This window comes from Mesorhizobium sp. M0587 (genome assembly GCF_040320945.1).
GTDB lineage: Bacteria > Pseudomonadota > Alphaproteobacteria > Rhizobiales > Rhizobiaceae > Mesorhizobium.
This window is the reverse complement of sequence record NZ_JAMYQP010000077.1, coordinates 1-10,045: the sequence shown is the minus strand read 5'-3', so window position 1 is coordinate 10,045 and position 10,045 is coordinate 1. Positions and strand designations below refer to the sequence as shown.

At 60.0% G+C, this 10,045-nt stretch carries 11 protein-coding genes and 2 pseudogenes; 5 read left to right on the top strand and 8 right to left on the bottom strand.

Features of this window, described 5'->3' with window-relative positions:
* Positions 1-349: 349 nt before the first annotated feature.
* Positions 350-586, bottom strand: a complete 237-nt coding sequence (locus NKI49_RS32670) for a hypothetical protein (RefSeq protein ID WP_352608217.1) — start codon at positions 584-586, stop codon at positions 350-352.
* A 168-nt stretch (positions 587-754) separates the two neighbouring features.
* Here NKI49_RS32670 and NKI49_RS32665 point away from each other — a divergent pair.
* Positions 755-1,273, top strand: a pseudogene (locus NKI49_RS32665) (helix-turn-helix domain-containing protein); the annotation flags it as partial.
* Positions 1,267-1,489 (top strand): annotated as a pseudogene (locus NKI49_RS32660) (site-specific integrase); the annotation flags it as partial. The pseudogenes NKI49_RS32665 and NKI49_RS32660, both read left to right, overlap by 7 nt.
* A gap of 147 nt (positions 1,490-1,636) precedes the next feature.
* On the opposite strand, the gene NKI49_RS32655 reads toward NKI49_RS32660, so the two are convergent.
* Entirely contained in the window at positions 1,637-1,888 is a 252-nt protein-coding gene (locus NKI49_RS32655; RefSeq protein ID WP_352608215.1) for a hypothetical protein, read from the bottom strand.
* A 342-nt stretch (positions 1,889-2,230) separates the two neighbouring features.
* Positions 2,231-2,416 carry a hypothetical protein gene (locus tag NKI49_RS32650; protein WP_352608213.1) on the bottom strand — a complete coding sequence of 62 codons (186 nt, stop codon included), beginning with the start codon at positions 2,414-2,416 and terminating at the stop codon, positions 2,231-2,233.
* 550 nt (positions 2,417-2,966) lie between these two features.
* On the opposite strand from NKI49_RS32650, the gene NKI49_RS32645 reads away from it, so the two are divergent.
* The 3 genes from NKI49_RS32645 (at position 2,967) to NKI49_RS32635 (ending at position 3,819) form a co-directional block, all read left to right on the top strand.
* The gene (locus tag NKI49_RS32645; RefSeq protein ID WP_502899643.1) at positions 2,967-3,164 is read left to right on the top strand and encodes a hypothetical protein; all 198 of its coding nucleotides are present in this window, start codon (positions 2,967-2,969) and stop codon (positions 3,162-3,164) included.
* Between the two features lie 62 nt (positions 3,165-3,226).
* Entirely contained in the window at positions 3,227-3,544 is a 318-nt protein-coding gene (locus NKI49_RS32640) for a hypothetical protein (protein WP_352608211.1), read from the top strand.
* 152 nt (positions 3,545-3,696) lie between these two features.
* Positions 3,697-3,819: a hypothetical protein gene (locus NKI49_RS32635; RefSeq protein ID WP_352608209.1), complete on the top strand. Its 123-nt coding sequence runs from the start codon at positions 3,697-3,699 to the stop codon at positions 3,817-3,819.
* 261 nt (positions 3,820-4,080) lie between these two features.
* Here NKI49_RS32635 and NKI49_RS32630 read toward each other — a convergent pair whose 3' ends face one another.
* The 5 genes from NKI49_RS32630 to NKI49_RS32610 form a co-directional block, all read right to left on the bottom strand.
* Positions 4,081-5,040 (bottom strand): NADP-dependent oxidoreductase, encoded by a 960-nt coding sequence (locus NKI49_RS32630; RefSeq protein ID WP_352608207.1) that lies wholly within the window; start codon positions 5,038-5,040, stop codon positions 4,081-4,083.
* A 405-nt stretch (positions 5,041-5,445) separates the two neighbouring features.
* Positions 5,446-6,048: a DUF4142 domain-containing protein gene (locus NKI49_RS32625; protein WP_352608205.1), complete on the bottom strand. Its 603-nt coding sequence runs from the start codon at positions 6,046-6,048 to the stop codon at positions 5,446-5,448.
* A gap of 59 nt (positions 6,049-6,107) precedes the next feature.
* Entirely contained in the window at positions 6,108-7,505 is a 1,398-nt protein-coding gene (locus tag NKI49_RS32620; RefSeq protein ID WP_352608203.1) for a cytochrome B6, read from the bottom strand.
* Between the two features lie 295 nt (positions 7,506-7,800).
* On the bottom strand, positions 7,801-8,184 hold the full coding sequence (gloA2, locus tag NKI49_RS32615; RefSeq protein WP_352608201.1) for an SMU1112c/YaeR family gloxylase I-like metalloprotein: 384 nt from the start codon (positions 8,182-8,184) through the stop codon (positions 7,801-7,803).
* Between the two features lie 940 nt (positions 8,185-9,124).
* Entirely contained in the window at positions 9,125-9,556 is a 432-nt protein-coding gene (locus NKI49_RS32610) for a YybH family protein (protein WP_352608199.1), read from the bottom strand.
* Between the last annotated feature and the right edge of the window lie 489 nt (positions 9,557-10,045).

The window sequence follows — 10,045 nt, the reverse complement described above, 5'->3', positions numbered from 1 at the left end:
GGCATCGCAATGCGCAGCGAGAAAACTGATCGCAACTTCTCCGCGATGATCTACGCATGCGCTGCCGTCATCAACTCTCGATGATTCTCAACAGCCCCTAGTGAGATGCATACAACGGTTGGAACCGCGTAATCTGTGATTGATCGACCAGGCGCCCACCACACGCCTCCAAGTCTGCTTCGCCTTCGATGGCTGAAGTTTCTCAGATGCGGATACGCGCTGGTTAACGGGACCAAAGAGACGCGCTTCGAACTGACATTGAGCGGCACTGGCCTAGTTAGAGCTTCATCAATAGATTTCGGAAACTCCCGCAACGAAGTCTCGATCGAGCGGAACCTGATAGGCTTCATTAGTGACAGATGTCGCCCTGTCCCTCGTTCCAAACTTTCAGATCAACCCTGCCGTCGATGCCGATATAGGGCGCCAGTATGCACAACAGTTCCCCAGGCAGGTCGTTGCTGATAGCGGCCCGAACGTCGCGGATAGCTCCGTCGAAAATAAGGATCGGCACGATGTAGAAATGATCGCGGCGATCTTGTCCCAACGTGGTCACCAGGAATTGCAGGTCGGGGAAAACCTCGTCCAATCGCTGTCGACGTTCGGCACGGGGGCCACGGCGGTCTTCGTCGCGCCTAACGGCAGTAGGATGGCGGCCGAGCGCAGGATTGTCGGCTAGCTGTGAGCTTTCAAATCCATTCGGACCGGACCGAGGAGACTGGAGTTACCAAGCTGCAGCACTCACTGGAGGGTCCGAATGAACATCCACAAGAATGCCCGTCTCACGCCGCTGCGTCGAGAGGAGATGGCGCTGTCATTGAGGGGCGTCATTCCCAAGCCGATGCGGCGCGCGTCTACGGCGTGTCGGCCAAGATCGTGGCGCGCTGGGTCGAGCGCTACAAGTCCGAGGGCAGCAAAGGCATGATCGATCGTTCCTCGCGACCTGCCCGTATGCCACAGGCCACCGCCACGTCGATCGCCGAGCGTATCGTGGTGCTGCGGCGGCAGCGTTGGACCGGCAAGCACATCGCCCATGAGGTCGGCGTCTCGCCCGCCACCGTCAGCCGGGTTCTCAAGCGCGCCGGGCTGCCGCGGCTCAAGGATATTGAACCGGCCGAACCGATCCGATGTTACGAGCGCGAGAAGCCTGGCCAGATGATCCCATATCGACATCAAGAAGCTCGGTCGTTTCGAGCGCATCGGTCATCGCATTACCGGCAAGCGCATCGGCAATGCCAGCTCGCGCGGCAGCAGTTGGGAGTTCGTCCATGTTTGCGACTGGTGGATGACTGGGTGTCGGCGATCGGTCCGCACCGAGAAGAGTATGGCACTCACTCGCCTCGCCGCACCAAAGCTTCGATCACCTACAAGGCGACGGGCAATCTCAGTTCGGTTCAGATCCTGCTCGGCCACACAAGATCGAGACACAGTGCGGTACCCTGGTGTGGATGTAGAAGATGCGCTCGAATTAGCCGAGGCGACGGAGATCTGACCACAAGCGGCTCCGCTCGACTGGCGGGGCCGCGATCGGCAATGCGCCTTATGTCGCCCGTAGAAAACAGCTTTGCCACCTCCTGACGGCAAACGATTAGCTTGGGCTGCATGATGTCCGGATTTGTCCAAAGGGGACATAGGAGCATCAAATCAGGCGGTTGCTTTCCGCAATTTGACGCGCCCGCCGCACCGTGCCGTCGGTGTCGGCGGACCTCCGTTTTGTTGCTTCGTCGCTTCTGATCGTCAGCCGCTTCGACAGGATTTTTGCCGCTTCGACGATCGGCTTGACCGCTATGGCCGGCGCGTCTGGGGTTTTCATATTCCTCATGCGTGTTGTCCTTTTAGGAAAAAATGAAAGGGAGAGCGGTTCCGGCACCACGCTCGGCGGTAAAGTCACGGTCGCACGATCCAGGCCGGCAACGCCGGATCAAAATCGGAGTTTCCGGTATAGTCACGGATCAAAAGCGCGGCGTATGCCTGCCACTGATCATCGGAGAGCTGCATTTCTGCATTTCAAAGACTGATGTTCTGAAGGCGTCGCGCAGGATATTGCAGTCAAAGTCGAAATCGTATCGGCCGAGTGATCATTGTCCATGATGCAGCTCCCATCGAGGGCGGGGGTACGATGGACACTCTCGAGCGCCGGTGCCCAAGTTCTGTGGCCGGCGACGACGGACTGTACGCCCCCGACAGCTGCTTAGCGAATCGTTCGGGCGAATTTGCCCGGCGGCGCGTCAGCTCAGCGGCCGGCCTGTTCCCGCCGCTTGGCGTCTTGATCGTTCAGCCGGCCTACCATCTCGTTCGCTTCGCCGGCATTGATGCCGACCGTGACCCTATTGTTGGACTCGGCGGGCTGGCCGGTGAAAACGTCGAAAACGGTCCAGCTGTCCGGGCGGTCCATGCGAAGCGCGTAGCGGTTTGCCATACTCGCGTCCTATTCATTTTCGCCGGCACCAATGTGTGTCGATCGGTTCAGGCCTGCAGAATGACAAACACTGCCGGCCGGAATTTCATGGGAACTTGTTTCTGGCCGGCATAGGCGGCCGCTACTCCTGATATAGGCGCGTTGGCACTCGATAGATAGGAGTGCAGAATTATTTCTCGCCAATAACCAAGAATTCGAATGATATAATTCGAGACGCGCAGAAATTCATTTGAATGCCAGGAAAACTTTCTGCCGGCTTCAATTTCGTGGATGCGGGTTAATTATTTCCAAGATCAATAAAAAGGGGGGCGGCGACCTTTTTTGGAGCTCAATTGAGGCCATAGGTAAAGCTCGTTGATTTTGGTCGAGTTGGCTTTGTGTCTGGGACCCCGCCATTCGCACCGAATTCTCGAAAACGAGTGCATGCGCCGGTCCGGCGCACATTTCGTTCCGTTCGGACACTGGAAGAAACCGGCGCTGACTACGGATGTACCGGCAGCGTCGGGCATCGTCCCGGCGCAGGCGCCCCGTTTCCGGAAAGCCGCAATTCATGACCAGCCGCACCACAAATACAGTCGTTCGCTTCAGGTCGGCGTTTTCGCTGCCCGGCTTTGATACACAGCAACCGCCCGGAGAGCATCGGGTCGATCATGACGAGGAGGCCCTCGAAGGGACTTCCCAGATCGCATGGCGCCGCGCGGCCACCTCCATTCACCTGCCGGCGATCACCGCGAGCGGTGCGACGTAGCAGATGGTGCCTATCGAACCGGCATTGCTTCAAGCCTCGCTTGAGCTGGACGAGAGACAATCATGAGAACCATAACCCTGATGCAACGCAACGCGGGCCCAGTCCGCCGCGAAGCCGCAACGCATCTCTTCGCCGTCGGACAGGCTGTCCGGCTGAAGAGCGGCATCGGCACGTTCCCAAAGGCTGCGGAAATCTACCGCGTCACAGCAACGCTCCCGCCGAGTGGAAATTCGCCGCAGTACCGCATCCGCAGCGACGTCGAACTTCATGAACGGGTGGCGACGCAGGACAGTCTCGAACCAGTCGACACTTCGCCCGGTGACAGCATAACGCTCTTCGAAAGGACCTTCGAACATGTCAAAGGGACAGAAACGCTCTAGCCGGGAGATCAGGAAGCCGAAGCAGGAGAAGGTCCCGCCCAAGCCTGAAGGCGTATTCGGCGCCCAGACCAGACTTGCCGCCGATATCAATCCCCGGCGCGGCAAGAGCAAGAACTGACGTTGCGACACGGGCACGGATGAGGATGAAGATCGTGATCGAATTCTATCGCACCCGAACTTCGGACGATGCGCATGCCTTGGTCGGGCGCGAGACGGCGCAAGTGGCCAACCTCAACCGACCGGCCCGTCCGCTGCCGGCCACCACGACCCGCTGAATTGCCATGCCATCTTGGTCGTGGATAGCGGGTACCGACAAAGTCGCGGAAGATGCATTCGAGCGCAAGGTGCGATAACACGAAAGCGACTGAGGCGGTGGGTGATGGCGCCGTTGGCGGCAGAACAACCAACGATTCGATTGAGGCGGGTGCGGTCGCTGCTGGGCGGTCCATCAATTGGTCACGTGCCAGAATGACGCCGTTCTCTACCAGAAGAAGAAGCCTGCCCGCCGTCCAACGTTGCGGGGATGGGAAGCCTGTTCAGAATCTAATGGGGCAGAATCGCTCGCCGTCCCCAGGCCCTTGCGAACGGACGCGGATGATCGTCTTCCCCGTGCGTCGCTCGGTCGGGTTGAAGGCGGCGACGGCCTCATCGAAGGTCGAGACGTTGCCGATGTTTGTCCGTAGCCGCCCGTCCCGCACCCGCTGGACGATCTCACTCAGTTGGGCACGATGGCACTCGACAACGAAGTCAATCGCCAGCCCGTCGGAGGGCCGCGCCTCGACGGACCCGACAATGGACACCAGCGTTCCTCCGGCTCGAACCAGGCCCGCGGACCGCTTCCCGATGTCGCCGCCAATGACGTCGAACACCAGATCGACGCCGCCGACGGCTTCGAGGGCGTCGTTCTCGAGGTCTAGGAATTCATTTGCGCCGAAGTCGAGTGCCTTCTGACGGTCGGCAGAGCGTCCGGTGCCAATGATGTAGGCGCCGGCCTCTCGTGCGAGTTGCGTCACCATCGACCCGACTGCGCCGGCCGCGCCGTGAGCAAGGACGCTCTGACCCGGCTGAAGGCGGCCGTGCTGAAACAATCCCTGCCACGCAGTCAGGCCCGAGATTGGCAGGCTCGCGCCTACCGTGAAGTCGACGTCGCCCGGCAGCGGTGCGAGGTTGCGTGCCTCGACGGCCACATACTCCGCCAGGGTGCCGTCGCGATACCAATCGGCGAGACCGAACACCCGCTGGCCCACAGACAGTCCCGACGTGCCGTAGCCGAGGTCGGTAACCACTCCGGCCAGCTCGTGCCCAGGAATCGACGGTGTTCGATCATGATCGAGGCGATCAGTCCAGGTCGAGGGCCATGTCAGCTCAGTCGGGACGAATCCCGACGCATGAACCTGAACAACGACGTCGTTTATCGCTGCCTGTGGCTCGGGTCGCTCGGCCAGCTTCATCCCGGCCGTTCCCGCAGTCTGATCCGCTACTACGATTGCTTTCATCGGAATTGTCTCCTCGGTCATCTGTCAGGTGGCGAGGGCCGGTACATATGTTCGGCACTGGTCATGAAACAGGGCCAAGATTGGCGGGAATAATGGTTCCATTGCGCCATGGCCGCTGTGCCCATCCATCTCGAACCGCGCCGCAAGGACGCCGCCGGCGACGCAGATCTACCGGGCGGTCCGGGACGCCATCAAGACGGAGCGGCTAGACCTGGGAGCAAAGCTTCCTTCCCGGCATGACATGCCGCTCAGCTCGGCGTCTCACGCGGCACCGTGCGTCGCCTACCAGCGCCTCCATCGACGAGCATTTCGCGGTGTGGGCGCCGGCGCGGCCGAGTGCCCGTCGCCTCGTCAGCACACTTGTGGTCACCAGACGTGCCGCCCCTGCCGGAGCTGGCCGGCAGTTTATTTGCTCTTTTGCGCTTCCGCTGCGAGCAAGGCTTGTCCCGCCAGTTCCGCATGCAGCGTGCGCGCCATGTCGAGGTGCTCGAGCACCTTTGGAAGGTTGTCTGAGGCGAAGTGCTGGAGCTCTGGATTTTCGCCGGAGCCAATCTCCCAAGCCAAAAGTTGCGCTGTTTTCTGATGGTCCAGGACCTGCGCAGCCAGATAAGCAAGATCGAACGCGGCGCCGTCCTGTTTTTCGAGATCAGCGCGGATTTTCTGATGATCGGGGTCGAGCTCGTCGGGAAGCGGAATCTTGCTCTTGTCGGCCATGGACCTTAGCTGTTCGTTCGCCTTGCTGTGATCGTCTACCATACGGTTTGCGAATTGCCTGACGCCATCATGGTTCGTCCTCCCGGCAGCGAGCCGACCGAGCTCCAGCTCGGCCATGCCGCCGGCGGTAACCAGCCGGGCGAAGAGCCGATCTTGATAATTCGTCTGGTTTGGCGCGGGAACTCCCGGCTTCTTCATCCGCGTATCCGGAGCAAGGCCGGCCGGATTGCCGATCTGGGCCAGCGCGCAACAGGGCGAGAGAGCCAGAGTGAACGCGACTGCGACAGCACGCATGATGTCCTCCATCCCGAGCCGAAAGTGAGCCTTTCCGGCGGCGGGTCTTTTCGGCCAATTCAGAGGGTGAGCAGATAAGCCACGAGTGACTCCTTTTCCTGCTGGTCGAGCTTGGTCCCGAGCACTAGGTTGAAGAACTCGACCGTGTCGGCAAGTGTCATCAGGCGGCCATCATGCAAATAGGGCGGAGAATCCTTGATCCCGCGCAGCGTGAAGGTCTTAATCGGGCCGTCCGGTATGGCAATCTGGTCATTGAAGGTCTGACCGACCTTGTAGAAGCGTTCGAGCTTGAGATCGTGCATGTTGTTATCCATGAACGACAACCCCGGGACATGACACTCGGCGCAGCGGCCCTTGCCCATGAAGACCTGCTCTCCCTTGAGCTCCTGTTCACTGGCGACGGCCGGATCAAGCCGCCCGAACGGGTCCAGCTTGGGCGCAGGCGGAAAGTCGATGATGTTCTGCATCTGCGCCATCATCGCTACCTGGTTCGTGCGATCCGGCAGGTTTACCCCCTTGCGGGTGGCGCTCACGTGATCGCCGTTGAAGTAGGCGGTGCGCTGCTCGAATTCCGTGAAATCCTCCACCGAGCGCAGCGAGCGTTTGGAGCCGTGGATCTGCTGGTTGAACAGGCCACGCAGGCTGGTCGTGTCGAGCCGAAACCGCTCGGCTTGTGGCCGGACGTCAGGCGTCAGGTGAAAGGCCGCGTTGGTATGGAAATTCGAATGGCAGTCGAGGCACGCCACGCCCGTGCTTTGCATCGCCACCTTCCGGTCCTCGGTCTGATTGAATTCCTCTTGCGGGAAGGGCGTCAACAACAGCCGTAGTCCTTCCATTTGCACGGGTGTGATGATGCCGTTCATGTATTCGTAGAAGTTCCGGATCGTCAGCAGATCACCGCGCGAGACGTCCCCCAGTTCGGGATGAGTGGTAAGGAAAATAGGAGGCGGAAACTCCGACGTAAGATGATTGGGCAGGTCGAAATCGACATCGAAGCGCCGAAGGTCGCGTCCTTCATCGGCGCTGATTTCCCTGATCTGGTTATCCGGGAAAACCTGGCCTCCCGTCGCTTGCTTGACGTGAGGCAGCGGCAGGAAACCTTTCGGCAGCAGACCGCGGTCGCGGATTTCCTGGGGAGTCTCGGCAGCCAGGCTGTCCCAGGTCTCGCCTGGCGGCAGTTTGACCCTGACTCCGTCCTGCACCACTTTTCGACCCCCCGACATCATGACCCCCGACATCGGCCGATCCGCGAGATCGTAACGATCCTCGAGCAGGTTGCGCTGCCGCTCCATCACGGCGGGCTTTTGGGCTTCGTCATTTTCCTTCACCGCCGAAAAGGGCAGACTCGGCAGTGGACGGTAGGTCAGATCTGGCGGCAGCGGATCGGAAGCAGCGGTAAGGGTGACCGCCGCGACGCCAAGCAGCGCCGGCAAGCCAAGGTTGAAGGCACGTGACATATCCCCTCCCAAGATTATGAAGGTCTCAATACTAACAGACCGCCCCAACTCCCCACGTGCGATGTTTGTTCCCGTAATGTGAACGAAACCGGACCGCGTCGTGTTGCGATTGTCGGCCCATTGGAGGCGATCAGCGCGCCTTGGGGCGGACCACCGTGCAGCAACACCATGCGGTGGTGGCTGGACCCGATTGAGCTTGGCCCAGATTGGCCGATGATCGTTGAGGAGCCAAGTGTCGTTCCTGAAACCTGCCGTTCTGAAAAGGCGGTAGTCGCGAAAGGGGGCCAACGGTTCCTTATTGGGCCTCGTAGAGTTCCAGCGGCAATCCATCTGGATCGCTGAAAAAGGTGAAACGCTGATCCGTATATGGGTCAGTCCGGATTGGCTCAACGGCAACGCCGGCGGCTTCCAGGCGCGCAATTACGGGTTCGAGATTCACCACGGTGAATGCCAGATGTCGCAGGCCTGTCGCCTCCGGATAGGACGGCCGCATCACCGGGGCCGGGAAGGAGAACAATTCCAACTGGGCGGACCCGATCCGCAGGTCGGCCTTCCATGACCGCCGCTCCGCCCGATAGACCTCCCGGATCAGATCAAGGCCGAGGAGTTCGACATAGAACCGTCGCGACCGGTCGTAGTTTGTGCAGATGAGCGCGACGTGGTGAATGGCGTTCAGCATGCTACGAACTCTAGCCAAGCTGGGATTTGAGGCCAAGGTCACCATCGGGTACGAGGCCACTTTGTTTATATCCCGGGGGGCCGCCTCGTAGCTGCGGACTTCATCTCCGCCCAACGTCGCCGCCAGAGAGCAAACAACGCGTCATGACGCGGCCTCGCGACAGGCAGTTATCAACGCCGATCTTGCAAAACCGGTCGAGCGGGAAAGTCTCCATGTCGGCCGTTCGAGCGCAACATCTGCCGACAGCTTCCAGGATTGGCAAACTGATGGCTGGACGGAGACAATGCGGCGCAGTCTACTCCACTTGGCAAACCGCCGGGCCGGCCGAACACTCCCAATGGCGCGCTTGAGATCGCCCGCGCGGTCGCGCCAGAACGCGCCGGCCGGCGAAGCTATGTCCGAATTGGAAAGGCTGCTCAGCAGGCGATAGCTGCAGCCGACAGCAACGCGGTGGTTGCATCGTTGAATGCCCTTGCCAGGAACATCGACCTTGAACGGGGGACTAGCCTTGTCGCGGGCAGCAATCTCGAAGGGCTATTCTCGCGGCTGGCACAAGGCGCACCTATAAATGGTGAAGGCAGCGGAAGACAATTTCCGGATCGAGTGAAACAAATATGCCGGTCTCCCGACGCGATGGTCAGCCAGGCTGCCTGGCAGGCCGCTATCCGACGCCGGCCTGGTATTCGGCGGTTGTGCTCATTGTCTGATGGCGACGTTTGCCCATATGTTCCATCACGCTTGCTAGGCCCGATCGAAATGCAAAAAACCCGCTGCCTATCCACGAAGGAGTGGCAACGGGTTGAGTTGTTATGGAGGGCAATTAAGCCCACCGGAATGTTAGGTCGGGAAGGCGCGCTTGTCGTTAAGCGATTGCCTGTCCTCGACGGTGCCTGTGGATAACTCACTCGGGCAAAGTGCAAGCGCTGGCTCTGCGGTCCTTCTATTCCCGGACAATAGATGTCGGTGGGCGTACCGAGGTAATCGGATCGGCATGACGAAGGACGATCCTCCACGCGCCTTCCTCCCGCCGGAATATGGTGGTGACTCGAAGCGCAATCGGCACCAGTTTGTCGCCCCCACCGACCTTGGATTGGAACCGCTCGACCTCGATGATGTATCCCAAGTCGGCCGTCGCATACTCCGAGATGCGCTCAAAGCCGATGGCCCTGCCGTGCCGGTAATTGGTGGCGGCCCGTTCCATGGTCTCAGCGGCCTTTCTCCACCCCTTCGCCGGCGGGCCAAAGGGATTGGCAATAATGACGTCGTCCTCTCGCGAGTAAAGGCCTTTCAAGGGCTCAGGATCGCCCTTTACGAAGGCATCCAGAGCCAGATGATCCTGCTCGATAAAATTCGCTAGGTCGGAGGCTAACATCTGAACACCCCACATTACTAAAAAAGAACTCTATCCAGCGCTTCATCCCGTCAGCAGCACGGCGTTTGCGCTGGCCGCTGTCCTACGCTGCCGAAGCGTCCCGCGCCCGGCCTTTGGCTAGCGCCCTGCACTGCGAAGCGATGCTGTGAGAAAGCCCCTCCTGCTTGTCGAGCCAAGGTCCAAATCGAAACTTCAGAAGCGGGAACTTGTTCCATTAGGCTGCGCTAAAATGCCTACCAACTCTCGGCAGCGGGCAGTCTCGTCGTGTGGCGTGATCTCTTCGACCCTCACCTTTTCGCTGATCTCTTTGCCATCGCAGGGCTTTGGCCTTGTCTGGTCAGCACAGTCCGCAAATGCGCCTTTTCGCACACGCCGACGACGTAGGACTAGCCCGGATATCTCACACAGTTGAAGTGCATCGGGGCTCCGAATCAAGGAAAATGCTTCTGCGACAAAGACTTACCTTGAGCAGAGGTATTCCCCGATGCA